The 26689-nt window shown below is 52.6% G+C and carries 21 protein-coding genes and 3 tRNA genes; 14 read left to right on the forward strand and 10 right to left on the reverse strand.

Going from position 1 to position 26689, the window contains the following annotated elements; genetic code table 11:
- Positions 1-68: 68 nt before the first annotated feature.
- The 3 genes from AYI87_RS06060 (at position 69) to glnS (ending at position 4471) form a co-directional block, all read left to right on the forward strand.
- Positions 69-308, forward strand: a complete 240-nt coding sequence (locus AYI87_RS06060; protein ID WP_011866315.1) for a ferrous iron transport protein A — start codon at positions 69-71, stop codon at positions 306-308.
- Positions 301-2595: a Fe(2+) transporter permease subunit FeoB gene (feoB, locus tag AYI87_RS06065; protein WP_144200477.1), complete on the forward strand. Its 2295-nt coding sequence runs from the start codon at positions 301-303 to the stop codon at positions 2593-2595. Before AYI87_RS06060 ends, feoB begins: the two co-directional genes overlap by 8 nt.
- Before the next feature lie 205 nt (positions 2596-2800).
- Positions 2801-4471 carry a glutamine--tRNA ligase gene (gene glnS / locus AYI87_RS06070; RefSeq protein WP_144200479.1) on the forward strand — a complete coding sequence of 557 codons (1671 nt, stop codon included), beginning with the start codon at positions 2801-2803 and terminating at the stop codon, positions 4469-4471.
- Between the two features lie 75 nt (positions 4472-4546).
- On the opposite strand, the gene AYI87_RS06075 is transcribed toward glnS, so the two are convergent.
- The gene (locus AYI87_RS06075; RefSeq protein WP_144200481.1) at positions 4547-5143 is read right to left on the reverse strand and encodes a Yip1 family protein; all 597 of its coding nucleotides are present in this window, start codon (positions 5141-5143) and stop codon (positions 4547-4549) included.
- Between the two features lie 250 nt (positions 5144-5393).
- On the opposite strand from AYI87_RS06075, the gene miaE reads away from it, so the two are divergent.
- Positions 5394-6173: a tRNA isopentenyl-2-thiomethyl-A-37 hydroxylase MiaE gene (gene miaE, locus AYI87_RS06080; RefSeq protein WP_144200483.1), complete on the forward strand. Its 780-nt coding sequence runs from the start codon at positions 5394-5396 to the stop codon at positions 6171-6173.
- Between the two features lie 57 nt (positions 6174-6230).
- Here miaE and AYI87_RS06085 read toward each other — a convergent pair whose 3' ends face one another.
- Both AYI87_RS06085 and AYI87_RS06090 read right to left on the reverse strand, forming a co-directional pair.
- Positions 6231-6959, reverse strand: a complete 729-nt coding sequence (locus AYI87_RS06085; RefSeq protein WP_144200485.1) for a UDP-2,3-diacylglucosamine diphosphatase — start codon at positions 6957-6959, stop codon at positions 6231-6233.
- 18 nt (positions 6960-6977) lie between these two features.
- Positions 6978-7472: a peptidylprolyl isomerase gene (locus AYI87_RS06090; RefSeq protein WP_144200487.1), complete on the reverse strand. Its 495-nt coding sequence runs from the start codon at positions 7470-7472 to the stop codon at positions 6978-6980.
- A gap of 264 nt (positions 7473-7736) precedes the next feature.
- Between AYI87_RS06090 and cysS the strand changes: the two genes are divergently transcribed.
- On the forward strand, positions 7737-9116 hold the full coding sequence (cysS, locus tag AYI87_RS06095) for a cysteine--tRNA ligase (RefSeq protein WP_144200489.1): 1380 nt from the start codon (positions 7737-7739) through the stop codon (positions 9114-9116).
- Between the two features lie 172 nt (positions 9117-9288).
- Here the strand turns inward: cysS and folD are convergent, their stop codons facing one another.
- Positions 9289-10143: a bifunctional methylenetetrahydrofolate dehydrogenase/methenyltetrahydrofolate cyclohydrolase FolD gene (gene folD / locus AYI87_RS06100; protein ID WP_011866307.1), complete on the reverse strand. Its 855-nt coding sequence runs from the start codon at positions 10141-10143 to the stop codon at positions 9289-9291.
- Between the two features lie 346 nt (positions 10144-10489).
- Here folD and AYI87_RS06105 point away from each other — a divergent pair.
- The 9 genes from AYI87_RS06105 (at position 10490) to AYI87_RS06145 (ending at position 19520) form a co-directional block, all read left to right on the forward strand.
- Positions 10490-10566, forward strand: a tRNA-Pro gene (locus tag AYI87_RS06105).
- A gap of 63 nt (positions 10567-10629) precedes the next feature.
- Positions 10630-10706 (forward strand) — tRNA-Arg (locus AYI87_RS06110).
- Positions 10707-10714: 8 nt separating this feature from the next.
- Positions 10715-10790, forward strand: a tRNA-His gene (locus AYI87_RS06115).
- A 252-nt stretch (positions 10791-11042) separates the two neighbouring features.
- A complete protein-coding gene (gene tig / locus AYI87_RS06120) occupies positions 11043-12347 on the forward strand; it encodes a trigger factor (protein ID WP_144200491.1) in 1305 nt (434 codons plus the stop codon).
- An 89-nt stretch (positions 12348-12436) separates the two neighbouring features.
- A complete protein-coding gene (clpP, locus tag AYI87_RS06125) occupies positions 12437-13048 on the forward strand; it encodes an ATP-dependent Clp endopeptidase proteolytic subunit ClpP (RefSeq protein WP_011866305.1) in 612 nt (203 codons plus the stop codon).
- A gap of 84 nt (positions 13049-13132) precedes the next feature.
- Positions 13133-14413: an ATP-dependent protease ATP-binding subunit ClpX gene (clpX, locus tag AYI87_RS06130; RefSeq protein WP_011866304.1), complete on the forward strand. Its 1281-nt coding sequence runs from the start codon at positions 13133-13135 to the stop codon at positions 14411-14413.
- Positions 14414-14539: 126 nt separating this feature from the next.
- Positions 14540-16897 carry an endopeptidase La gene (gene lon / locus AYI87_RS06135; RefSeq protein ID WP_011866303.1) on the forward strand — a complete coding sequence of 786 codons (2358 nt, stop codon included), beginning with the start codon at positions 14540-14542 and terminating at the stop codon, positions 16895-16897.
- A gap of 259 nt (positions 16898-17156) precedes the next feature.
- Positions 17157-17429 (forward strand): HU family DNA-binding protein, encoded by a 273-nt coding sequence (locus tag AYI87_RS06140; RefSeq protein ID WP_011866302.1) that lies wholly within the window; start codon positions 17157-17159, stop codon positions 17427-17429.
- Positions 17430-17654: 225 nt separating this feature from the next.
- Positions 17655-19520: a SurA N-terminal domain-containing protein gene (locus AYI87_RS06145; RefSeq protein ID WP_144200493.1), complete on the forward strand. Its 1866-nt coding sequence runs from the start codon at positions 17655-17657 to the stop codon at positions 19518-19520.
- 491 nt (positions 19521-20011) lie between these two features.
- Here AYI87_RS06145 and fabV read toward each other — a convergent pair whose 3' ends face one another.
- The 6 genes from fabV to AYI87_RS06175 all read right to left on the reverse strand — a co-directional run bounded on the left by fabV (position 20012) and on the right by AYI87_RS06175 (position 26656).
- A complete protein-coding gene (gene fabV, locus AYI87_RS06150) occupies positions 20012-21214 on the reverse strand; it encodes an enoyl-ACP reductase FabV (protein WP_144200495.1) in 1203 nt (400 codons plus the stop codon).
- Between the two features lie 104 nt (positions 21215-21318).
- Entirely contained in the window at positions 21319-22104 is a 786-nt protein-coding gene (locus tag AYI87_RS06155; protein WP_011866299.1) for an ATP-binding cassette domain-containing protein, read from the reverse strand.
- Complete coding sequence (locus AYI87_RS06160) at positions 22079-23092, reverse strand: oligopeptide/dipeptide ABC transporter ATP-binding protein (protein ID WP_011866298.1); 1014 nt, start codon at positions 23090-23092, stop codon at positions 22079-22081. Before AYI87_RS06160 ends, AYI87_RS06155 begins: the two co-directional genes overlap by 26 nt.
- A 12-nt stretch (positions 23093-23104) precedes the next feature.
- Positions 23105-23995: an ABC transporter permease subunit gene (locus AYI87_RS06165; protein WP_011866297.1), complete on the reverse strand. Its 891-nt coding sequence runs from the start codon at positions 23993-23995 to the stop codon at positions 23105-23107.
- Entirely contained in the window at positions 23982-25013 is a 1032-nt protein-coding gene (locus tag AYI87_RS06170; protein WP_144200497.1) for an ABC transporter permease subunit, read from the reverse strand. Before AYI87_RS06170 ends, AYI87_RS06165 begins: the two co-directional genes overlap by 14 nt.
- A complete protein-coding gene (locus tag AYI87_RS06175) occupies positions 25013-26656 on the reverse strand; it encodes an ABC transporter substrate-binding protein (protein WP_144200499.1) in 1644 nt (547 codons plus the stop codon). The genes AYI87_RS06170 and AYI87_RS06175 overlap by 1 nt, the downstream gene beginning before the upstream one ends.
- Between the last annotated feature and the right edge of the window lie 33 nt (positions 26657-26689).

Raw genomic sequence — 26689 nt, forward strand, 5'->3', positions numbered from 1 at the left:
GAAGCCTTGCTCCGTTAGAATCTGGTGTAGTTCAGATTTATCGAGACCTGAAAAGGTAGAGTTGCAATATGAAATTAAGCGAATTAAAGCCTGGCGATAGTGCAGTGATCTCCGAGGTTGGCCAGATTAGCCTGCCTGCGGTGGTGAAACGCAAGCTTTTATCCATGGGGATCACCCCCAACACCTCTCTGACCCTGTTACGACGCGCCCCACTGGGCTCGGGATTAGAGTTGGCCATTCGTGGCAGTAAGTTATGCATGCGTAAGGACCTGGCTGAAGTAATTGAGGTGGAGCTGGCTCATGGCTAAACAATTTCATTGTGTGACCGTTGGTAATCCTAACGCGGGCAAGTCAACACTCTTTAACGCGCTAACCGGTGCCAACCAGCAGGTGGGTAACTGGTCCGGGGTGACGGTAGAGAAGAAGACAGGGGCCTTTACCCTGAACGATACCCAGGTACTGCTGACGGATCTGCCTGGTATTTACGATCTGTTGCCTGCCGGTAGCAGCTGCGATTGTTCTCTCGATGAACAGATTGCCCAGCAATATCTGGCCGAGGCGCAGATGGATGGCATCATCAACCTGGTTGATGCCACCAACATCGAGCGTCACCTTTATCTGACGGTGCAGCTACGCGAGCTTGGCATTCCTATGGTGGTAGTGATCAACAAGATTGACGCGGCCAAGGCCCATGGGATCGAGGTCGATGTCGACAAGATGAGTCAGCAGCTAGGCTGCCCCGTGATCGCCGTCTGCTCTCGCGATATGAATGATATCAAGCAGGTACAGGCCCAGGTGGTCGACCTGTTAGATGGTAAGGTGTCCGAGGCGCCTCTGGTGCTGGACTACGATGTTGAGATCGAAGCGGGTATTAAGGCGCTGTTTGAGCGTGATAGCCAGCTGAGTCGTGGCCGCGCCCTGGCGATGATGGGTAACGGTCTTGGATGTGGCCAGTGCAAAAATGGTCAGATGCTGTCTGAGGTGTCCCAATGCTCCGAGCGCTTAGCGGCCCAGGGTAAGGATATCGAGATCATGGTGGCCACCACACGTTTCGATTTCGTGCAGCAGGTCTTTAACCAATCGGTGAAAGACAGCGACCAGCTTACCCTGAGCGACCGTCTCGATAAGCTGGTGTTACATCCCATCGCAGGTGTCCCGGTATTCCTGTTTGTGATGTACCTAATGTTTATGTTCAGTATCAATGTCGGTAGCGCCTTTATCGACTTTTTCGACATCACGGCCGGCGCCCTGTTTGTCGATCATCTCGGCGCCCTGATGACTAATATCGGTGCCCCAGCCTGGTTGGTGACCATAGTTGCCGGCGGTATGGGCCAGGGCATTCAAACCGTAGCCACCTTTATCCCTGTTATCGCCGCGCTATTCCTGGCACTGTCTGTGCTGGAAGGCTCGGGTTACATGGCGCGCGCCGCCTTCGTGGTCGATGGCCTGATGCGTCGTATCGGTCTGCCGGGTAAGGCGTTTGTGCCTATGATCGTCGGTTTTGGCTGCTCGGTACCTGCCATCATGGCGACCCGTACCTTAGGCAGCGAGCGTGAGCGTATCGTGACAGGTATGATGGCACCCTTCATGTCTTGTGGTGCGCGTCTGCCAGTATATGCCCTGTTTGCCGCGGCCTTCTTCCCCGAGTCGGGTCAGAACCTGGTATTTCTGCTCTATATCATAGGCGTATTAGCCGCGATAGGAACGGGCCTGTTGCTACGTTCGACCTTGCTACCAGGCAGCAGCAGCGCCGTGGTGATGGAACTGCCTAACTACGAGAAGCCGAAGCTTAAGGCGGTGATGGCCAGAACCGGTAAGCGTACCAAGAGCTTTATTCTGGGCGCGGGTAAGACAATCGTTATCGTGGTGACCCTGCTTAACTTTATCAACGCTATCGGTGTCGACGGCAGCTTCGGCCATGAGGACAGCTCTGAGTCTGTGTTGAGTGTGGCGAGCCAGAAGGTCACGCCGCTCTTCTCGCCAATGGGCATAGAGCAGGATAACTGGCCGGCAACCGTGGGTATCATCACTGGTATCTTCGCCAAAGAAGCCGTAGTCGGCACCCTGAATAGCCTCTACTCGACTGCGAGCGGTGAAGATGAAGCCTTGGCGCCACTGTCTGAGAGCTTTAGCGAAGCCTTGGCAACTATCCCTGAGAATCTGTTTGGCATCGCACCTGAAGATCCGCTATCTATCTCGGTTGGCGATATTCAGACCATTGAGACGGCATCGAGTGAGCTGGACGTCGATACCTCGACTTTCAGTGCGCTGCAGAGTGGTTTCAGTGGCGTGACGGCAGCCTTTGCCTACCTGCTGTTTATCCTGCTCTATACGCCGTGTGTGGCGGCCATGGGTGCTCTAGTGGGTGAGTTTGGCCCTCGCTGGGCAACCTTTGCGGCAACCTGGACCCTGGGCCTGGCCTATGGCACAGCGACCGTCTTCTATCAGGCGATGACCTTTGCGGCGCACCCGCTGCAGTCTGGTCTGTGGATCGCCTTCTTCCTGGTCGCGCTGGTGGTCTTCTACCTCTGGCTAAAGCGTAAGGGACAGCGTGCTCAGACTATTATTCCGGTGATCAATGTGGTGACCGAGTAGATTTAAGCTTGATGTAAAACAGCTTGTTAAACCGAGAAAAGCAGCGATAAGTCGCTGCTTTTCTGTTTTTGCGCTAAATCATGGCAGTTTTTGCGATTTGGCCGTTGTAACGAAGCGAAATCTGTAGGAATATGCAGGTTTTCTCCCATTAGTCTCGAGCGGCACCTGTGCGCCCGATGAAATAGAGTTCGCAAAGAGGATTTCCATGAGTCATGTGGACACCGAAGTACGTCCCAGTAACTTCATTCGTAATATCATAGATGAAGATTTAGAGAGCGGTAAGCACACCCGTGTGCACACTCGTTTTCCGCCCGAGCCAAACGGCTATCTTCATATCGGTCACGCAAAATCGATCTGTTTGAACTTCGGTTTGGCGCAGGACTACAAAGGGCTATGTAACTTACGTTTTGATGATACCAACCCTGAGAAAGAGGATATCGATTACGTTAACTCTATTCAGGCCGACGTACACTGGTTGGGTTTCCAGTGGGATGGTGAGATCCGTTACTCGTCTAACTATTTCGATCAGCTGCACCAATACGCGGTAGAACTGATCAACAAGGGACTGGCTTATGTCTGTTTTCTCAATGGTGAGCAGACCCGTGAATACCGTGGCACCCTGAAGGAGCCGGGTAAGAACAGTCCCTATCGCGATACCTCTGTCGAAGAGAACCTTGAGCTGTTCGAGAAGATGCGTAAGGGCGAATTCAAAGAGGGCGAATGTGCACTGAGAGCCAAGATCGATATGGCGTCACCCTTCATGTGTATGCGCGACCCTGTGATCTATCGTATCCGTTTCGCCCATCACCATCAGACAGGCGATAAGTGGTGCATCTATCCGATGTATGATTTCACCCACTGTATCTCCGATGCGCTGGAAGATATCACTCATTCGCTCTGTACGCTGGAGTTCCAGGACAACCGCCGTCTGTATGACTGGGTGCTGGATAACCTGGACGATTTCCAGGCGCCAAACCGTACCCGTCAATATGAGTTCTCTCGCCTGAATCTGGAATACACCCTGATGTCTAAGCGTAAGCTTAACGACCTTGTGGTGCGTGGTCTGGTTTCGGGATGGGACGACCCACGTATGCCGACCATCGCCGGTCTGCGTCGTCGTGGCTACACGCCTGCGGCGATTCGCGAGTTCTGCCGTCGTATCGGTGTGACCAAGCAAGAGAATATGGTCGAAGTCAGCATGCTGGACGCCTGTATTCGTGAAGAGCTGAACGAGCACGCGCCTCGCGCCATGGCGGTGATCAACCCGGTTAAGGTGATCATTGAAAACTACCCAGAAGGCCAGGTAGAGAAGCTATCTGCACCGGCGCACCCGACTATCGAGTCTATGGGCGAGCGCGAGCTGGTCTTTGGCCGCGAACTCTATATTGATGCCGACGATTTCCGTGAAGAGGCCAACAAGAAGTACAAGCGCCTTATTCAGGGTAAAGAGGTGCGTCTGCGTAACGCCTATGTGATCAAGGCCGAGCGCTGCGATAAAGATGAGGCGGGCAATGTGACCACCATCTATTGTACCTATGACGATCAGACCCTGGGTAAGAACCCAGCCGATGGTCGTAAGGTGAAAGGGGTGATCCATTGGGTTGAGGCCACAAGTGCCGTGCCAGCCGAGTTCCGCCTGTATGACAGACTCTTTAATCAGCCGAATCCGGCGGCCGCCGAGACGGTTGATGAGGTGCTAAACCCTGAGTCATTGGTGGTTAAGCATGGTTTGGTCGAGCCGGGCCTGGTTAATGCTGAGGCCGAGAAGGCCTATCAGTTCGAGCGCGAAGGTTACTTCTGCGCCGATAGCAAAGACTCATCGCCTGAGCATCTGGTGTTTAACCTGACGGTTGCCCTGCGAGATTCTTCTAACTAAGTGAATGCTTGGTATTAAAAAAGGCTTTAGGTGAACCCTAAAGCCTTTTTTGTATCTCGTGTTAGCCTATGCCGTTTACTGGTACATGGGGCCTAGGCCGAAGCTCCACAGGATGACGCTTGAGGCCATCAACGCGACCAATAGCACCAGGCCTGCGGTGACCACCGAGCTGGCATAGATGAAGCCTTTCTCTTCCGGGATATTCATGATGATAGGCACGCCAGTGTAGAGCAGGTACACAGAGTAGGTGAGTCCTACCAAACCTACGACCATTATGAACCAGAGCGCAGGGTACAGCGCCGCTAGGCCGACCATAAAGAGAGGCGTTGCGGTATAGGCTGCCAGCTCGATCGCCTGTGTGTAGCTAGGCTGAGCATCGAAAGTCTTTGCCATCCAGTAGGCCAGATAGGCCAGGGCGAAGACGCCGGCTATTAGGCCGAAATACATGCTGATGGACATCATCATGGCGCTTTGCTTGGTGAGGAAGAGGGGATCGGATACCCCTAGGTTCCAGCCGAACATGGTGGAGGCAAGATAGGTACAGACGGCCGGTATGAGGGCAATTAGCAAGACATGGCTGAGACTGCTTCTCAGCGCTTCGTGGTTTTTCTCAATTGTGTGCCACTCTTCTTTCGGATGAGTGTATAACCCCATTAAGTGATTTAATATCATTATAATTATCCTTGTTCAGCTTTCATATTGTGCTCGCCAAACTTCAGACGAACCCGCATTGCCTGTTGGTCTGCTACCCAATAGACCTTAGGCTCCCAAACAGCCCTGTGAGGACTGACATAGTTTATTTATTGAACATAAACTTAGACTAGTCAAGCTAACTTTCATCTGTTAGGCGGATGGACCTGCCCAAGGCTGGCTTTTATAGGTAAAATAGCCACCGTCTGTCCGTTTAACCCTCGAGTGTGTGATGCAAACCCTACTAGCCCCGATAAAGCAGTTCCTGCAATGTGAAACCCCAGATGAGTGGATAGCGCTCGCCAGTCAGCCGGAGCAGCTTGCTGCGCTGCTTATCGATCACTGTAACTGTGAGCTTAAGGCGGCGCAGACGGCGATGTTCTTGATCCGTAAGTATGCGGTGGATAAGGCGAGTGGCGATCAGCTGCTCGAGTGGGCCAAGCCCTATGAGGAGTTCGTCTATAACAAGTCGCGGGATATCGATGCCTTTTTGGCGCGGGATGTGAAAAAGAATGAGCTGGTGGGGGAATTGACCGCGAAGGATGGGGTCGGTTATGGCCAGGAGCTTATCGCCAAGATGGTGCGCCTGATAAAAGAGGAGTTCCACCATTTCGAGCAGGTGCTGGAGATCATGCAGGCACGGGGCATTCCCTATCAGAATCTCACCGCAGGCCGCTATGCCAAGGGGATGATGCGCGCGGTGCGTACCCACGAGCCGGCAACCCTGGTAGATAAGCTTATCGTCGGCGCCTTTATCGAGGCGCGCTCCTGTGAGCGTTTCGCCAAGCTAGCGCCCCATCTCGATGAGGGCCTGAGTAAGTTCTATGTGTCGCTGCTGCGCTCAGAGGCGCGCCACTATCAAGACTATCTAGTGCTGGCCCAGGCGATATCGCCCGAGAATATCGATGAACGTGTAGCCCACTTTGCCAAGCTGGAAGCAGAGCTTATCAGCGCGCCAGACAGTGAGTTTAAGTTTCACTCGGGAAGGCCTGTTGATACAGGAAAAGCTTAAAAGACCTTAGTTAGGGCGCACTGTAAACTAACGGGGGATTAGGCTGTTTAGGCTGGCCTATGCCTCTGTTTCACCAAAGGGCAGGCTATGCAGGTTCACTTCCTTGGGGCTAATTTTCAGCACGCTGCCTTGCTCATACCAGTCACCCACCACGATACGCTCAGCGTTATTGGCTAGGCGATGAATATCGGGTCTGTGGGTATGACCATGGATCATGCGCTTAGCTCCGGTCTCAGCCATCAATTGCTCGACCGCGCTCTGCTCCACATCCATGATGCTATAGCTTTTTAGCTGATTACTCTGCTTACTCTTGCTGCGTAGCTTGTCGGCGATGGCGATGCGTTTCGACTTGGGCAGGTGATTGTAGATAAACTTGGCCCACGCCATGTTTCTAAAGCGGCGGAATCTTTGATAAGCCTTATCCAGGGTGCACAGGCTATCGCCATGGAGCAACACGCTGGGCTCACCATAGAGGTCGATGCTATAAACTTCGGGCAGCAGCGTCATGCCTGAGCGCTTGGCGTACTCTTTACCCAGCAGGAAGTCGCGGTTGCCATGGATAAAATAGATAGGCGTGTGCGCCGAGAAGGCTTTTAAACGCTCGGCGAGCTCGAGAGCGAAAGGCTCGGCGATATCATCTCCCACCCAGACTTCAAATAGATCTCCCAAGATATAGAGGGCGTCGCAATGGCTGGCATCTTGATTAAGAAATTGATGGAAGGCGTTTAGGATATCGGGGCGATCGGCACTGAGGTGCAGATCGCCCACAAACAGGGTGTAATTCAAGAATTGTTTACCCTGTGCTTACTCAGCAACGGTCACGCTTTCGATAACAACCGCTTCTAACGGTACGTCTTGATGCATGCCGCGGTTGCCTGTGGCAACGGCCTTGATCTGGTTAACCACATCCATGCCTTCGGTTACCTTACCGAATACACAGTAACCCCAGCCTTGTACCGACTCAGATTTGAAGTCGAGGAAGGTGTTGTCGTTGATGTTGATGAAGAATTGCGCGGTGGCCGAATGTGGATCTGAGGTGCGGGCCATAGCTATGGTGCCTACAACATTAGATAGACCATTGTTGGCTTCGTTTTCGATTGCTTCATTGCAACGCTTTTGCGACATATCTTCGGTGAATCCACCACCCTGGATCATGAAACCATCGATTACGCGGTGAAAAATGGTGCCGTCATAGAAACCGTCTTTAGCGTACTTAATGAAGTTAGCGACGGTTACAGGGGCTTTTTCGGCATCAAGTTCGAGTTTAATAACACCGTGGTTGGTTTGCATTGTGATCATATGACTGTATCTCATCATGGTTACTTATTCAGATAGCGCCAGATTCTAGCCTATTAACCAAGGCGCATAAAGGGATGGTGTGACTTTTCTCCCCCGGAGCAAGCTTAGCGGCGCGATAAACTCTCGCATTTTGGCCTATTCGACTAAGAGAATGTGCGGGGGCACAAAAAACGCTTTAGATTCACGCAATCACGCTGGAAGCGGCCGTTTGCAGGTGGTAGACTGAGCGGCCTATTTGTTGTCAATTATCTGTAGAGAATATCAATGTTGAAGCTATACAACAGTCTTACCCGCCAAAAAGAGGAATTTAAGCCAATACAGCCAGGTATAGTCGGCATGTATGTCTGCGGGGTTACCATTTATGATTTGTGTCATATTGGTCACGGACGTACGTTTGTTGCTTTTGACATGATCGTCAGATACCTCAGATATATCGGTTACGATGTGAATTTCCACCGTAACATCACAGATGTCGACGATAAGATCATCAAGCGTGCCACTGAGAATGGCGAGAGCTGTGACGCCCTCACCGAGCGTCTGACCCAAGAGATGTATCACGACTTCGATGCGCTGAACATGAAGCGCCCTGACTTCGAGCCTCGTGCGACTCAGCATATGCCTGAGATCATCGAGATGGTTGAACGTCTGCTAGAGCGCGACCATGCCTATATCGCCGACAATGGCGATGTGCTCTTTAGCGTCGCGTCCTTCCCTGAATATGGTCGTCTGTCTGGTCAGAACTTGGATCAACTTCAGGCAGGTGCCCGCGTAGAAGTGGACGAGAACAAGCGCGATCCTATGGATTTCGTGCTGTGGAAGATGTCTAAGCCGGGCGAGCCAACTTGGGATTCGCCATGGGGCCCTGGTCGTCCAGGCTGGCATATCGAATGTTCGGCGATGAACAGCAAGCATCTGGGTGAGCATTTCGACATTCATGGCGGCGGTTCAGATCTGCAGTTCCCTCACCATGAAAATGAGATCGCTCAGTCATGCTGCGCCCACGACACCCCCTATGTGAACTACTGGATGCATACCGGCATGGTGATGGTGGACAAGGAGAAGATGTCTAAGTCGCTCAATAACTTCTTCACCATTCGCGACGTGCTCGCGCATTATGATGCCTCGACCGTGCGTTACTTCCTGCTGTCTGGTCACTACCGCAGTCAGCTGAATTACTCGGAAGATAATCTAAAGCAGGCTAAGGCGGCACTCGAGCGTCTCTACACTGCACTGAAGGGACTAGATTTGAGCGTCGAGGCAGCGCCTGCAAACGAGTATGTGGCTAAGTTTAAAGAGGCTATGGACGACGACTTTAATACGCCTGAGGCCTACTCAGTGCTGTTTGACATGGCCCGTGAGATCAACCGTCTAAAAGTTGATGACCTCGCGGCGGCTTCCGCCCTGGGGGTTAGCATGAAGCAATTGGGTGACGTGTTGGGGATCTTAGAGCAGGATGTCGATGGCTTCTTTAAGGGTGAGGGCAGCGATGATGAGGTGGCGCAGATCGAAGCCTTGATCGCCGAGCGTAACCGTGCCCGCGCAGAGAAGGATTGGGCTGCGGCCGATGTGGCGCGTGATGGCCTCAACGCCCTTGGGGTGATCCTGGAAGATGGCCCGGAAGGAACGACCTGGCGTAAGAAGTAAGGCGTTATGACGTTTGCCGTCACTTAAAAAGTGACAAGCGTAAAAAAGCCTGCATATTGCAGGCTTTTTTGTATCTGTCGCTTAGCTAATCAAGTCAGACGGCTAATACTTGTCGACATGTAGTCGTCGACGTTAGTCGAGATAGCTTAGTCGTGATAGCTAGTTGTGATAGCTAGTCGTGATAATTTTCCGCGGCGTACAGGGTGTTTTCCAGCAGGCTGGCGATGGTCATAGGCCCGACACCGCCCGGTACCGGCGTAATATGGCTGGCGTGCTCGGCGGCAACATCATATTGCACGTCGCCCACGAGTTGACCGCTCTCTAAGCGGTTGATGCCCACGTCGATAACGATGGCGCCCGGTTTAATCCACTCGCCTGGAATAAAGTTCGGTTTACCCACGGCGACGATCAGCAGGTCAGCGCGGCGCACCTTATCTTCAAGGTCACGGGTGAAGCGGTGGCAGGTAGTCGTGGTGCAGCCGGCTAATAGCAGCTCTAGTGTCATCGGGCGGCCGACGATATTAGAGGCGCCAACGACAACTGCGTCCAGGCCGTAGGTGTCTACGCCGGTGGATTTGATAAGTGTCATGATCCCCATTGGCGTGCAAGAGCGCAGTACTGGGATGCGCTGAGCCAGACGACCCACATTATAAGGATGGAAACCGTCGACATCTTTGTCCGGGCGAATACGCTCGATCACCTTCGACTCTTCGATATGATCCGGCAGTGGCAGCTGGACCAAGATACCGTCGATACTTGGATCTTCGTTGCACTTGTCGATCAGGGCCAGCAGATCGGCTTCCGAGGTTTCGGTCGGCAGGTCAAAAGACTGTGATAGGAAGCCAACCTCTTCACAGGCGCGGCGCTTACTGCCTACATAGACCTGAGAGGCGGGATCGGCTCCCACTAAGATAACGGCTAATCCCGGTACACGTTTTCCGGCCTCTTTGCGGGCGGTTACTTTGGCACTCAGTTGTTTTCGAATGGATTGAGCAATCGCTTTGCCATCGATTATTTGTGCTGTCATGGGGGGTGGATTTCCTTAATATGGCGCGATAATAAAAAATCGGCGACATTTTAACAGGGGGGGCGGAAACTGTCATTGACTTAGCTCGATAACAGTCAGTTCTAATATATGGATAATATAGGATGGGGTTGGGATATGTCTCGCTACGCTTAAAAGGATATTTAGGGGGATGAAACTGATTAATTCTGTAGATATTTACGCGAATTGTTTAATAAAGTTGCGGATAGCTGCTTAAATAGTCAGGCGCGTCGGCATTGCAAAAAAATCGTTGACGCTAACCATATGAGGGGATAATATGCGCTCCGTTCTCGACGACACCCAGAGTATCGTCAGGAAGTAAGATTCTCGGTGATTAGCGCAGTCCGGTAGCGCATCTGGTTTGGGACCAGAGGGTCAGAGGTTCGAATCCTCTATCACCGACCAAATTTTTAAATAACGTGGAGACGTTATTTGCCCTGTTAGGATATGAACCAAGTTCATAACGACGCGCCCGTAGCTCAGTTGGATAGAGCATCCGCCTTCTAAGCGGATGGCCGCAGGTTCGAATCCTGCCGGGCGTACCAAATCAGTGGTGATTGTAGCTCAGTTGGTAGAGCCCCGGATTGTGATTCCGGTTGTCGTGGGTTCAAGTCCCATCAGTCACCCCACTTCTTTCGAAGAAAATAAAAAAAGCGACCTCTGGTCGCTTTTTTTACGCCCGTAATTAGAGCTTTGAGGCTCGACTATGCCGAAAACCGTGGCTATAATGTCGCGTCTTGATAAATTTCAACTATGTGCGACGACTGCCAAACCCAGTTACCAAGGCATTTTAGTCGTTTTTTTAGATCAAGAAACGAATACCTTAATAGTTGATGATTCGGCTATTACAAAAGACGTTTGACATATTTCGAGGTAAAACAATGCAAGTTTCTGTAGAAACAACACAAGGTTTAGAGCGCCGCCTAACTATCTCTGTTCCTGCTGAGCAGATTGAAAAAGCCGTTTCTGATAGTTTGAAAAATGAAGCTAAGCGTGCACGTATTCCTGGTTTCCGTCCAGGCAAGGTACCTGTAAGCGTGATCAACAAGCGCTATGGTAAAGCGATTCGTCAAGAGATCACTGGCGAAGTAATGCAACGTAACTTCGTTGAAGCCATCATCGCAGAGAAATTGAACCCAGCCGGCGCACCAACTTTCGTTCCTGGTGAAACCGACGCTGAAAACTTCCAGTTTGTTGCTACCTTCGAAATCTACCCAGAAGTAGAACTAAAAGGCCTAGATGCGATTGAAGTTGAGCAACCAACTGCCGAAGTTACCGACGCAGACGTTGATGCAATGATCGAAACGCTGCGTAAGCAACACGCTACGTTCGAAGCAGTTGAGCGTGAAGCTGCCGAAGGCGACAAGGCGAAGATCGACTTCGTTGGTTCTATCGACGGTGAAGAGTTCGAAGGCGGCAAGGCTGAAGATTTCGAACTGCAACTAGGCAGCGGCCGTATGATCCCAGGTTTCGAGTCTGGTGTTGAAGGTCACAAAGCCGGTGAAGCATTCGATATCGACGTGACTTTCCCAGAAGACTACCACGCAGAAAACCTGAAGGGTAAAGTAGCTAAGTTCGCTATCACCCTGAAAGAAGTACAAGCGGCTAACCTGCCAGAAGTGAACGACGAGTTCGCTAAGCTGTTCGGCGTTGCTGACGGCGGCCTGGAAGCGCTGAAAGTTGAGATCCGTAAGAACATGAGCCGTGAGCTTGAGCAAGCGCTTAAAGCTAACGTCAAAGATCAGGTTCTAAACGGTCTGCTTGAGCAAAACGAAATCGACCTGCCTAAGGCGCTAATCGATGGCGAAGTTAACGTTCTGCGTCAACAAGCTATGCAGCGTTTCGGCAACCAAGCCGCTAACATGCCTGAGCTACCAGCCGACCTGTTCACCGAGCAAGCCGAGCGCCGCGTAAAAGTGGGTCTGCTACTTGGCGAAGTGATCAAGACTAACGAGCTGAAAGCTGATGACGAGCGTGTTCAAGCGCTGATCGCTTCTATGGCTTCTGCCTACGAAGATCCACAGGAAGTTATTGAATATTACAATAACAACCAAGAGATGATGCAGAACATGCGTAACGTTGCGCTAGAAGAGCAAGCCGTTGAAGCACTGCTAAAATCTGCCAAGGTTACCGAGAAAGCAGTTCAATTCGAAGAATTTATGAACAAGGCTACCGGTCGCGCGTAACCTATGCTTGACTTAAATGGCTGTTAGCCATTTATAATGGCTCGTATGAGGCTCCTCATGCGGGCCGTTTTTATTTAGGGAAGTTAATAATGCAAAATGCGCCAGAATCAGTACTGAATGCACTTGTGCCTATGGTCGTTGAACAAACTGCCAAAGGGGAACGTTCATATGATATTTATTCTCGTCTGCTCAAAGAGAGGGTGATCTTTCTCGTTGGTCAGGTTGAAGAGCATATGGCTAACCTGATTGTGGCTCAGCTACTGTTCCTCGAGTCTGAGAGCCCAGATAAAGATATCTATCTTTATATTAACTCTCCAGGTGGCTCGGTCACTGCGGGGATGGCGATTTATGATACCATGCAGTTTATTAAGCCAAACGTCAGCACTGTCTGCATCGGCCAGGCCGCCAGTATGGGCGCATTCCTGCTTGCCGGTGGTGCCAAAGGCAAGCGTCACTGTCTGCCGAACTCACGTGTGATGATCCATCAGCCATTGGGTGGCTTCCAGGGTCAGGCCTCTGATATCGCGATTCACGCGCAAGAGATCTTGGGCATTAAGAACAAGCTTAACCAGATGCTTGCCGACCATACAGGCCAGCCGCTGGAAGTGATCGAGCGCGATACGGATCGTGACAATTTCATGAGTGCAACCGAGGCCGCAGAGTACGGATTGGTTGACTCTGTGCTCGATAAACGAGGCTGATATTTGTCGCTTGCTGAGCTATGATCAGTAAAAGGCGTAAGAGAAGAATTGTGCAGTGAGTGAAACTGCAAAAGAGGTAAACTAATGGGCGACAACAAAAGTAACGGTGATAGCGGGAAACTGCTGTACTGCTCTTTTTGTGGAAAGAGTCAGCATGAGGTTCGTAAGCTCATCGCCGGCCCTTCTGTGTATGTATGTGACGAGTGTGTAGAGCTTTGCAACGATATTATCCGTGAAGAGATACGTGAGATATCGCCAAAGCAAGATCAAGATAGATTACCTACGCCACATGAGCTCAGAGCGCATCTTGACGACTATGTCATAGGTCAAGAGAAGGCTAAGAAAGTCTTATCTGTTGCTGTATATAACCACTATAAGCGTTTAAAGAATGCTACGCCTAAAGATGGTGTCGAACTGGGCAAGAGTAACATCCTGCTTATTGGCCCAACCGGTAGTGGTAAGACGCTGCTTGCCGAGACCTTAGCTCGGTTCTTGAATGTGCCTTTTACCATGGCCGATGCCACCACCCTGACCGAAGCCGGTTATGTGGGTGAGGATGTCGAAAACATCATTCAGAAGCTGCTGCAGAAATGCGACTACGATGTTGAGAAGGCCCAGCGTGGTATCGTCTATATCGATGAGATCGATAAGATCAGCCGTAAGTCAGATAACCCATCGATCACCCGTGACGTGTCTGGTGAAGGTGTGCAGCAGGCCCTGCTTAAGCTGATTGAAGGCACAGTGGCTGCCGTACCGCCTCAAGGCGGCCGTAAGCATCCACAGCAGGAGTTCTTGCAGGTCGATACCTCTAAGATCCTCTTCATCTGTGGTGGCGCCTTTGCGGGCCTAGAGAAGGTGATCGAGCAGCGCTCTCATGTCGGTACCGGCATAGGTTTCGGCGCCGAAGTGAAAGGTGAGGCCGATAAGGCCACAATCTCTGACGTATTGCTGCAGGTTGAGCCTGAAGATCTGGTGAAATATGGTTTGATCCCTGAGTTCATCGGTCGTCTGCCTGTACTGGCAACCCTGGCCGAGCTGGATGAAGCGGCGCTGATTCAGATCCTGTCTGAGCCAAAGAATGCGCTGACTAAGCAGTTTGCCGCCCTGTTCGAGATGGAAGGGGTTGAGCTTGAGTTCAGAGAAGATGCGCTCAAGGCGATCGCCCTGAAAGCGATGGATCGTAAGACAGGTGCTCGCGGCCTGCGTTCAATCGTCGAAGGCATACTGCTGGACATCATGTACGACCTGCCATCGACCGAGAACGTGGCCAAGGTGGTTATCGATGAGTCTGTGGTTAAGGGCGAGTCCGCTCCTATCCTCATCTACGAAGCCAACGAGACGCAAGCTGCCGTGGCTGAACAATAATTCGGCTAACGCGAAGCGAAATAAACATAAAGGAGTCCACTGGGCTCCTTTTTTTATATTTGCCATTGAAACCCACTGAAACACCCCAATATACTCATTAATATTGTTACCAAACGGAATCGAGCTATGACCTTAGAGCGTGAAGCGCGAATCGAACTCCCGGTACTGCCATTGAGAGACGTGGTGGTTTACCCCCATATGGTTATTCCCCTGTTTGTCGGTCGGGAAAAATCTATTCGCTGCCTGGAAGCGGCGATGGAGCAAGATAAGCAGATTATATTAGTGGCCCAGCGCGATGCTGAATTAGATGAGCCGACCAGCGATGATATCTTCGAGGTCGGTACCGTCGCCTCTATCTTGCAATTGCTCAAACTGCCTGACGGCACAGTGAAGGTGCTGGTCGAAGGTGGCCAACGTGCCCGTATCGACAAGTACACTCAAGAAACCGAATTTTTTGTGGCGACCGCCCAGTACCTCGAATCGGAAGAACTTGCCGATAAGGAAGAGGAAGTATTGGTGCGCTCGGCCATCGGTCAGTTCGAAGGTTATATCAAGCTAAATAAGAAGATCCCGCCAGAGGTCTTAACCTCGCTCTCGGGGATCGATGAAGCCGCGCGCCTTGCCGACACCATGGCGGCCCATATGCCGCTGAAGCTTGAAGATAAGCAGGCGGTGCTCGAGATGGTTAACGTCTCCGAGCGTCTGGAATATCTGATGGCCATGATGGAGTCGGAGATCGATCTGCTGCAAGTGGAGAAGCGCATTCGCTCCCGCGTGAAGAAGCAGATGGAGAAGAGCCAGCGCGAGTATTACCTCAACGAGCAGATGAAGGCGATACAGAAGGAGCTTGGGGATATCGACGAGTCTCATGACGAGTTTGAGACCCTGACCCGTAAGATTGAAGAAGCCGGCATGCCGAGCGAGGCCAAAGAAAAGGCTACCGCCGAGCTCAACAAGCTGAAGATGATGTCGCCTATGTCCGCCGAGGCCACAGTTGTGCGCAGTTATGTGGACTGGATGATCTCTGTGCCCTGGAAACAGCGCTCTAAGATCAAGCGCGATCTCGCCAAGGCTCAGGATGTGCTGGATACAGACCATTATGGTCTGGAAAAGGTTAAAGAACGCATCCTTGAGTATCTGGCGGTGCAGAGCCGTGTTAAACAGCTCAAGGGACCTATCCTGTGTCTCGTGGGGCCACCGGGTGTGGGTAAGACCTCGCTGGGACAATCTATCGCCAAGGCAACGGGCCGTAAGTATGTGCGCGTAGCGCTCGGCGGCGTGCGAGATGAAGCCGAGATCCGGGGTCATCGCCGTACCTATATCGGCTCAATGCCGGGTAAGGTGATCCAGAAGATGTCTAAGGTTGGCGTTAAGAACCCGCTCTTCCTGCTCGATGAGATCGATAAGATGAGCAGCGACATGCGTGGTGACCCGGCGTCGGCGCTGCTTGAGGTGTTAGACCCTGAGCAGAATGCGACCTTTAGCGATCACTACCTGGAAGTCGATTACGATCTGAGCGATGTGATGTTCGTGGCGACCTCTAACTCGATGAACATTCCTGGCCCGCTACTCGACCGTATGGAAGTGATTCGGCTGTCGGGTTACACCGAAGATGAGAAGCTCAACATCGCTAAGCAGCATCTGTTGCCTAAACAGATAGAGCGTAACGGCCTCAAGGCCAGCGAAGTCAACGTCGATGAGAGCGCCATTATTGGCATCATTCGCTACTACACCCGCGAAGCCGGTGTGCGTGCGCTGGAGCGCGAACTGTCTAAGATCTGCCGTAAGGTAGTTAAACAGATCCTGCTCGACAAGTCGGTGAAGCATGTGGATGTCAATCAAGACAACCTCAAGTCTTTCCTCGGCGTGCAGCGCTTCGACTATGGCAAGGCCGAGTCGAACAACCAGATTGGTCAGGTGACAGGCCTTGCCTGGACCGAAGTGGGGGGCGATCTGCTCACCATCGAAGCCACCTCTGTGCCGGGTAAAGGTAAGCTGACCTACACAGGCTCATTGGGTGACGTGATGCAGGAGTCGATTCAGGCGGCCATGACAGTGGTACGTGCCCGCGCCGAACAGCTGGGCATCAACCCAGATTTTTACGAGAAGCGCGACATTCACGTGCACGTGCCTGAGGGAGCTACGCCAAAAGACGGTCCTTCTGCCGGTGCGGCCATGTGTACCGCCTTGGTCTCTAGCCTCACAGGCAATCCGGTGCGTGCCGATGTGGCCATGACCGGTGAGATCACCCTGCGCGGTGAGGTCTTGCCAATCGGCGGCCTGAAAGAGAAGCTGCTGGCGGCCCATCGCGGCGGTACTAAGCTGGTGCTTATTCCTAAGGAGAACGAGCGTGACCTCGAGGAAATCCCAGCCAATGTCGTGGCTGACCTTGAGATCAGACCGGTACGTTGGGTGGATGAAGTGCTTAAGCTGGCGCTAGAACGACCAATCGAAGGCTTTGAAGTTGTTAAAAATTTGGTCTAACGCAAGAAAATGCCTATTTGCATTAAAAAAAATGCAAAAAGGGGCTTTTTAAAATCTAAACCTGTGGTAGCCTAGGTCTGTGGATAGCATTTTAGCTGCAGCCCTTGGCGCTGCTGGTTTTTAGGCTTATTCCAATTTTATTTCTTAGGTTTTCCTATTTGGCTTGAACTTTAGTTTCAAGCTTGTTATAAAAAGCCTCCGCAGACCGCTCTAGAGAAGGATTTGGTTGCGGCGCAAAAATTAAATTCAAGGGGATGACATGAACAAATCTGAACTAATCGAGAAAATCGCTTCTGGTGCTGATATCTCTAAAGCGGCCGCTGGTCGTGCTCTAGATTCTTTTATTTCTGCTGTGACTGATGGCTTAAAAGATGGCGATAAAATCTCTCTAGTTGGTTTTGGTACTTTTGAAGTGCGTCAACGCGCAGAGCGTACTGGTCGCAACCCACAGACTGGTAAAGAGATCAAGATTGCTGCAGCAAACATTCCAGCATTCAAGGCCGGTAAAGCACTTAAAGACGCTGTAAACTAAGACGCACTTAGTTAAGGTGGCCTTTGTAAACCTTACGAGTAGTTTGATAAGCACTGTTTAGACAGTGCTTTTTACGAGTAGGGGTTTTGATAATGTAACCCTCATTATCAAGCCGTTGGCCTAACATTACGCACTGTGTAAACTAGGTCTACAAATTACAAAAATGGCGCATCCTCCAATAGGTGATGCGCCTTTTTATTTTTATTGCAACGAGCGAGAAGTCTGATGTTAGAAAAGATTCGCGAAGGCTCACAGGGCGTGATTGCTAAAGGCATTCTCGTTCTTGTCATTTTGTCCTTTGCATTTACTGGCGTGAGTAGCTATTTGGGTTCATCTTCGGAGCCGAGCGCGGCTACGGTTAATGGTGAAGAGATCAGTAAATCTGCACTGGAGCAAGCCTATCAAAGCGAGCGTGCTCGATTAGAGCAGCAACTGGGTGATATGTACGACACCTTGGCCAGCAACGAAAGCTACCTGGCTAGCGTGAAGCAGAATGTATTAGAGCGCCTGATCGCCGACAAGTTGGTGGATCAAGCCGCCGCCGACTTAGGGCTTACAGTCTCTGATCAACAGATCAAAGCGGCTATCATGAATGAGCCCGCCTTCCAAACCGACGGTAAGTTTGACAACGACCGTTACCTAGCCCTGATCCGCCAGCTAGGCTATCAAGCCAACAGCTTCCGCGACATGATGCGTGGTGACATGACACGTCGTCAGCTAGTGGTGACCGTTGTCGGTTCTGAATTTGTGTTGCCTGGTGAAGCCGAGTATCTGGCAAAAATTCAGGGACAAACCCGTGACATTCGTTACCATGTGGTCGATGCCGAGCCTATGCTGGCCGCTGTAAGCGTGAGCGACGAAGAAGCGAATACCTATTATCAGCAAAATCAGTCGCTGTTCGTGCGTCCTGAAACCATTGCGCTGGATTATATCGAGCTAAGTGCCAATCAGTTAGCGTCGGCGATTCAGGTAAGCGATGAAGAAGCTAAGACCTATTACGACGAGAACAAGGCGCAGTACCTGCAGCCTGAGAAGCGTCTGGCCGCCCATATCTTGGTGAGCCTGGGTGATGATGAAGATGCAGCTAAGGCTAAGGCCGAAGCTATTATGACTAAGCTCAAGGCGGGCGAAGAATTTGAAGCGCTGGCTAAGAGTGATTCAGATGACAGCTTCAGCGGTGAGCAGGGCGGTAAGCTGGATTGGTTCGAACAGGGCGTGATGGAAGCACCTTTCGATCAGGCACTATTCGCGCTGGAAAAGGGTCAGTATTCAGACATAGTGAAGACCAGCTTCGGTTACCACATCATCAAGCTGCTCGATCTACAAGCGGCATCGACCTCGCCATTCGAGGCAGTGAAAGACAAGATCGTTGCTCAGATCCAGCAAGACAAGGCCGTTAACGAGTTTTATACCCTGCAACAGCGCCTGTCTGACGTGAGCTACGAAGTGCCTGATACCCTGGCCGAAGCGGCTAAAGAAGTGGGCGTTGCGGTCAAGACCAGCCCAGTATTTACCCGCGACAATGCGCCAGAGCCACTAAACTCTGCCGATGTGCTTAAGGCGGCCTTCTCTAACACGGTTCTGCTCGATGGCATGAACAGTGATGTGATTGAGCTGGGTGACAACCATGTGGTCGTGGTGCGTGTGAACAAGCATGCTGCGGCGGGCACCATGGAGTTTGCAGAGGTGAAGGCGACCATTGTCGAGCGTCTCAAGCAAGACAAGGCTAACGAGCAGGCGCGCGACAAGGCGCAAGAGATGATGGCAGCCATCAAGGGCGGTGAGATCCCGGCCGAGATGATTACTCGCACTCAGCTAAGCCGTGGCGAGCAAGGTATCGATACCTCTATCGTTAGCAAGGCGTTTGAGATGGCCCAGCCAGCCGAGCAGTTTGTGGTTGATACCGCAGCCCTGGCTAACGGTTATGCCGTGGTGATCCTAGATAAGGTTAATCAAGCCGAGAGTGTCGATGAGAGCCTGGTAACAGCGCTTAAGCAACGTTTGAACTCTCAGTACAGTGAGAACGACTACCGCGCGCTTATCGCCGCGCTGAAGGCTCAGGCGGAAGTGGTTTACACGCCAGCCGAATAATTTATCTTGAGAATAAGATGAGTTGCCAAAAGCCAGTCCTAGTGACTGGCTTTTTTGTTGCTAAGGTTTGGCCAGAGGCCATTCAATTCGGTTTGCCTGTGAGTACAGAGTGGCAATCCGACTGAGGGGGAGATCAGCCTGAGTTGCTGCATAGAAGGCATTTTCGCCGTTTCATTAGGGGAGGTGGGTGTCGATAACGGCCTTTCTATCGAGTGTATGGTCTAGGCTTCTAGCCAGTAGCGATCAGCATCTGCCTTTGCAGTTATCACTCTTATTTGTCTTCTATGGCGGGATTGGTAGGGAGATTGTCTTTAGCCTACTCACAACGCCGCTTAGAAGAGATGAGTTGAGAGAAGACAGCTTTTATGGGGCGACATAGTAGCTTGAATCAATCGCGGCCTGATAGTGCCTCTGAGGCGCTTCAGGGACAATAAGCCGGACAACAAAAAGCCACGGCAATGGCCGTGGCTTTTTATCGATGAGCGAGCGGTTTAGAACTGCTCGACGTCGAAGTTCACCTCTGGGTTCACATCGGCGTCATAGTCTACAGACTCGATACCGAAACCAAACAACTTGAGGAACTCTTCCTTGTACTCACGGTAGTCGGTGAGTTCGCTGAGGTTCTCTGTGGTGATGGTTGGCCATAGGTCGCGACAGTGCTGCTGGATCTCATCGCGTAGTTCCCAGTCATCCAGACGCAGGCGGTTAGCCTCGTCAACTGCCGGTGCTGCACCGTCGGCGCGATATAGGCGCTCGTGGAACATACGGTTGATCTGCTCCTGACAGCCTTCGTGCAGACCCTCTTCGCGCATCTTCTTAAATACCATGGCGATGTAGAGTGGCATTACAGGGATGGCCGAGCTGGCCTGAGTGACCACACTCTTAAGCACGGCGACGTTGGCGCTGCCGCCGGTGGCCGATAGCTTGTCGTTGAGCGCGTGTGCGGCGCGGTCAAGGTCCATCTTGGCCTTGCCCAGGGCACCGTGCCAGTAGATAGGCCAGGTCAGCTCTGTGCCTATGTAGCTGTAGGCTACCGTCTTACAATCTGGAGTCAGTACGCCGGCCTCGGCCAGGGCATTGATCCACAGTTCCCAATCCTGACCGCCCATGACGGTAACAGTATCTTCAATCTCTTGCTCTGTGGCCGGCTCTACGCTGGTTTCGATGATCAGATCTTTGTTGGTATCAACCGCGGTAGACTTGTATGTCTCGCCAATCGGCTTCAGTGAAGAGCGTACCAGCTCGCCGCTGTCAGGCAGTTTTCTTACCGGAGAGGCCAGTGAGTAGACGACCATGTCTACCTGACCCAGATCTTGCTTGATCAGCTCGATAGCCTTCTGCTTGGCTTCATGGCTGAAGGCATCACAGTTAAGGCTCTTAGAATAGAGACCGTCTTGCTTTGCAAACTTGTCGAAGGCCGCTGAGTTATACCAGCCAGCCGTACCAGGTTTAGTCTCGGTACCTGGTTTTTCAAAAAAGACGCCGAGGGTTGCCGCGCCGCTGCCAAAGGCTGCCGCAATGCGCGAAGATAGACCATAGCCACTTGAAGAGCCGATCACTAATACTTTCTTAGGGCCATTGGCGACAGGGCCTTTTGCCTTAGTGATGTTGATTTGCTCTAGTACATTTGCTTCACAGCCAACCGGATGAGTGGTGGTACAAATAAAGCCACGTGTTTTGGGTTTGATTATCATGTTTCTGCTTCTCTTGAAAAAGTGCCATAAGGATAATTAAACCACGCTGAAATGGCACACCTTTTTTAATAATAAGACGTTAATGTTCCAGTGGTTGGAGCAGTTTAACGCTTGTAGGAAAACATGGTCTGTTCCTGAATAAGCCGCTGGGTATATTCATGCTCGGGGGCATTAAACAGCTTCTCTGTGGTGGCTTTTTCCACCATCTTGCCCTGGTGCAATACCATGATCTTATCGCTGAAATGGCGAATGATATTCATGTTATGGGACACGAAGATGTAGGAGAGTCCCATCTCTTGCTGCAGCTTGAGCAAAAGGTTAAGAATTTGCGAGCGCACCGAGAGATCCAGCGCCGTCAACGCCTCGTCGGCAATGATAATTTTTGGGTTTAACATCAAGGCCCTGGCCACCGCGACCCGCTGCTTCATCCCCTCTGAGATCATGTGAGGGTAGAAGTCGGCGTGCTCTGGCAATAGGCCGACCTTGCGCAGGGTATCCACCACCTGAGCGAAGCGCGCCTGCTTGTCCAGATCCGTATTGAATCTTAAGGGTTCATCCAATAGTTCACCCACAGTCAAGCGCGGGTTGAGCGAGGTGTTGGGGTCCTGAAAAATCATCCGAATGAGCCTGCAACGCTGTTTCAGGTTGCGGCTTTCCAGCGCTTCGCCCTCAAATAAAATCTCACCATCGGTGCGCTGCTCGGCGCCTACCAAGATACGGGCCAGGGTGCTCTTGCCCGAGCCCGTCTCGCCCACAATTGCCAGGGTCTCGCCGCGATTAAGCTCGAAGGAGATGGGCTCGAGGGCATGGTTATACTGGCGCTTAAATCCCTTATAGCCGGCGAAAAAGGTTTTACTGAGTCGATTAACTTTTAGTAAGGGGCTCTTCATGGCATGGCTCATTGTGATAAGGGAAATGACAGGCAAAATAGCGGTCTTTCTGGTGACACAGGCTCGGCTGATTCACACAGAGTTTCTGGGCCTGGGGGCAACGCGGGCCGAGTCGGCAACCTATGGGCAGATGTTGTAGCGCAGGCGCCGAGCCTGGCAGGGTCTGCATCATGGTCTTGTGGTGCTCGGGATTGGAGTAATCGGGAATATTATCCAACAGCGCCTTGGTGTAAGGGTGATAGGGATTGGCGATAACATCGCTGGTCACTCCCGATTCCATCACCTGACCGCTGTACATCACGGTTAAACGGTCACACCACTGAGAAAGCGTCTCTAACTCGTGGCTAATCAATAGGATAGATACGTTTTGTAGTTGATTGAGTTTACTCAGCAGACGGAAAATCTGTGCCTGGGTGCGCACCTCCATCGAGTTGGTGGGCTCGTCGGCAATCAGCAGCCTAGGCTGGTTGGCTACCGCGATGGCGATCATCACCTTCTGGCACTCACCGTCGGAGAGCTCCCAGGCGTAGCTGGACATGATCTTCTGGGTCTCTTTTATACCCACCTTATGCAGCCACTGCTGGGCCTTCTTGCGCTTGTCGCTGCCGCGCTTCCACCAGGGCAGTTCCTTGTTTTCCGGCATCGCCTCGATGATCTGGGTGCCGACGGCAATAGCTGGATCTAAGCTGCTGATGGGGTCTTGAAAGATCATCGCCATCTCGCTGCCCATGAGCACGCGGCGCTCGCTGGGGGACATGTCCATCAGGTTCTGTCCATCCCACATCATGCGATCCGCCTGTATGGTCCAGTTGTGACCCGGGATCCCTAAGATAGCCTTGGCCAGCAGGGTGCGGCCCGAGCCCGACTCGCCCACCAGGCCGTGAACCTCGCCAGGGTTGAGGGTAAGGCTCACACGCTCCAGGGCCTTGACGCGGCCGTGGGGGGTATCGAGTTCTATGGTGAGGTTTCTAATGTCCAGTAATGGCATAGCTGCGTCTCGTTAGGAGCGAATCGGCGAGAGGGCAGAGCGCAGTCCGTCTCCCACCAGGTTAATGGCTAGCACGCTACAGAGGATGGCGACGCCGGGTATGGTGACCGTCCAGGGAGCGGTGAGCAGATTATCTAAGCCTTGAGACACCATGGCGCCCCATTCTGGGCTAGGGGCCTGGGCCCCCAGGTTGAGGAAGCCCAGTGCGGCGATATCAAGGATAGCGGCCGAGATCCCTAAGGTGGTCTGAATGATCATCGTGTCCATGATGTTGGGCAGGATCACATACCAGAAGATCTGCAAACTATTGGCACCATCGAGTCTGGCGGCGGTGACATACTCTTTCTGTAACTCTTCGTGCACCGCCTGGTGAATGGCGCGGACAAACTGCGGGGTAAGCGCGATGCCCACGGCCCAGAAGACGTTGCCAAGCCCTGGTCCTGTGACCGCCACCACCAGAATCGCCATCAGCAGCGAGGGGATCGACAGCAGCGCATCCAGCAGGTGGCTCAAGATACTCGACTTGAGGCCCTTCATCATGCCCGAGATGGAGCCTATGATGAAACCCAGCAGCAGGGCGGTGATAACGATTGCCAGCGCCATGCCGAAGGTGAGGTGGGCGCCATGGAGCAGGCGGCTGAAGATGTCGCGGCCCAGATCGTCTGTGCCGAGGAAGTGCTCCACCGTGCCCGTGGGCTCCCAGGAGGGCGCCAGTAGTAGCGCCAAGGGGTCTTGATGCTCAGGGCTATAGGGGGCGATAAGCGGGCCAAACAGAGCCAAAAGCAGCAGACAGCAGACGGCCCAGAGCCCAGCGAAGGCGAACGGGTTATCGGTAAAGGCGGACCAGATCCGGCTCAGGGGCGAGGGGATGTGATCTTCCTGATAGATTTTAATTTGCGGCATAGAGCTCTTTCCTGCTGAGGGGGTTCATTGCCGTATGGATCACCTCGATAAGGATACTTAAGAAGATGATGATTAAGGCGACGGCGAGGATCCCGCCCTGTATCACAGTATAATCCCTTTGATAGATCCCTGAGACCAACCAGGCGCCCACGCCTGGCCAACTAAAGATCACTTCCACCACCATAGCATAGCTGGCAAAGGCGCCCAGCATGAGGCCGAGGTTTTTCAGCACGGGAATAAAGGCGTTTGGCAATGCGTGGCGCAGCACTATGATGCTGGTATGAAGGCCGCGGGCCTCGGCGGCTTTGATATAGGTCTGATCCATGATGGATATCATCGCCGCGCGGGTGATACGCACAACTACGGTAAAAGGCAGCACCGCCAGGGTCACCGCAGGCAAGATGATATGCAGCAGGGCGTCGATAAAGGCCGAGGTGGCATATTGCGAGTCCGACAGCAAGGTATCGATCAGCAGAAAACCGGTGACCGGGCGTATGTCATACAGCAGATTGATCTGCCCCGAAATCGGCAGCCAGCCCAGCTGTACCCCAAACCAGAGCGACAGTGACAGGCCGAGCCAGAACACGGGAATGGAGTAACCGGTCAGGGTGATCGCCATGATGGTGTGCTGAGTGATCTTATGCTTGCTCAAGGACGCCAGTACTCCCAGCGGCAGGCCCAACACCAGGGCGATCAGCCCGGCGACAATCCCCAGCTCAAAACTGGCGGGCAGCACGGCGGTGAGCTCGTCGAACACCGGGTTCTGTGAGGTGGCCGATATGCCCAGGTTACCCGACAGGCGCTGCTGTAGGTAGGCGAGAAACTGATGTGCCTGCGAGCTATCGAGTTGATAATCTTGCGCAATTTGCGTCAGTTCTTGAGCTGTCGGTGATTGCAGGCCCGTTAATGCAAAGGTGTGGGCGACGGGAAACTTACCGGTAGCGATAAACATCACCAGGAAAAGCACCAGTGAGGTCGCCAGGAAAAGATTTAACCTACGGATCAGGTATCTGGCCATCAGTTACTCTCCTTGTTGTCGCTGGTAAGGCGAGGCTGGGCAGATGTTTTGGTGAAGGAGATGCCGCCAAAGGGGGTCAGCTTAGCCTCGGTCACCGATTTCTGTTTCACCACCATGCGGGTGGCATGGGCGAAGGGCAGCATAGGTACCTGCTCGGCCACATACTGCTCGGCCTCCTGATAGAGACGCGCCCGCTTCTCTCTGTCTGTGGTTGACTTAGCCGCGTTAAGGATATGGTCGAAGGCAGGGTCGCACCAGCGCGAACGGTTACTGTTTGAGCCCACAGAGGCGCAGCTCAAAATGGGAGTAAAGAAGTTGTCGGGGTCGCTGTTGTCGGCGTTCCAGCCGATGAGTACCGAATCGTAACCATGCTGGCTCAGCTTCTGATTGAAGACGCTCCAGTCGTAGTTGACGATATTGACCTTGACGCCAATGTTGGCCAGATCTGCCTGGATCAGTTCGGCGGTCTTATGGGCGTTGGGGTTGTAGATACGGGCGACCGGCATGGCCCAAATATCTATGGTGAGGTTTTTCACCCCAGCCTCGTCGAGTAGCTCGCGGGCTTTCTCTGGGTCGTAGTCGATCATCTTCTCGTTGGCCGAATATGCCCAGGAGAGTGGCGGCAGCAGGCCCACCGCCTCTTCGGCCGTCTTCTGGTACACGGCCCTGAGGATGTTCTCTTTGTCTATGGCGTGGGCCAGTGCGCGGCGCACCCTGACATCGTTAAAGGGGATCCGCTCGGTATTAAAAGCCCAGAAGGCGACGTTAAATCCGGGGAGCGACTCCACCTCGAGATCTTCTTTCTCGATCACCACCGGCAGCTCACCGGCCTTAGGCAGGGCCGAGACGTTGCAGTCGCCGGTGATCAGCTTAGCCAGGCGGGTAGTGCTCTTTGGCGTGATATCAAACACCAGCTGATCGACCTCTGGGGTCAGGCGCCAGTAGTAGGGGTTGCGGTAGTAACGAATAAAGTCGTTCTTCACGTAGTCGATCAGCCTGAAGGGGCCGGTACCTATCGCCAGTTTGTCCAGCAACTCTTCCTGACCGGAGCGCTGCAGTTGGTCGGCATACTCTTTAGAAAGGATCACCGCAAAGCCTGTCGCCAGGTTGGAGAGGAAGGAGGCATCCTTATGCTTGAGATGAAAGGCGACATGGTAGTCATCTATCTTCTCTATATCGTCGATAAGCTCGGCAAAGCCGATGCTCTGGAAGAAGGGGTAACCGCTTTTAGAGACAAAGTGATAGGGGTTGTCGGTATCTATGATGCGGTTGAAAGAGAAAATCACATCATCGGCATTAAAGTTGCGACTCGGGGTAAAGATGTCGGAGCGATGAAATTGCACGTCTTGGCGAAGCTCGAAGGTGTAGACCTTCTCATCATCGCTGAGGTGCCAGGAGGTGGCGAGAGACGGGGTCATCTCACCGGTTCTGGCGTCGTAATCCACCAGACCGTCGTAAAGCTGCTGTGAGGTCGCATCGACTGTGGTACCAGAGGTGACCAACTGGGGGTTGAAGGACTCAGGGTTGCCTTCAGAGCAATAGACCAATCCCGAGGGCACTCGCGTCGGTCCACAGGCCGACAACAGTGGCACGATACAACAAAACGCCGAACCTAACGTGAGACGTTTGAGCAGCTCTTTCATCAGCAGATGTAATAGTTATTTGAATGAAGGGGT

The sequence above is a fragment of the Shewanella sp. KCT genome (assembly GCF_007636505.1).
GTDB lineage: Bacteria > Pseudomonadota > Gammaproteobacteria > Enterobacterales > Shewanellaceae > Shewanella > Shewanella halotolerans.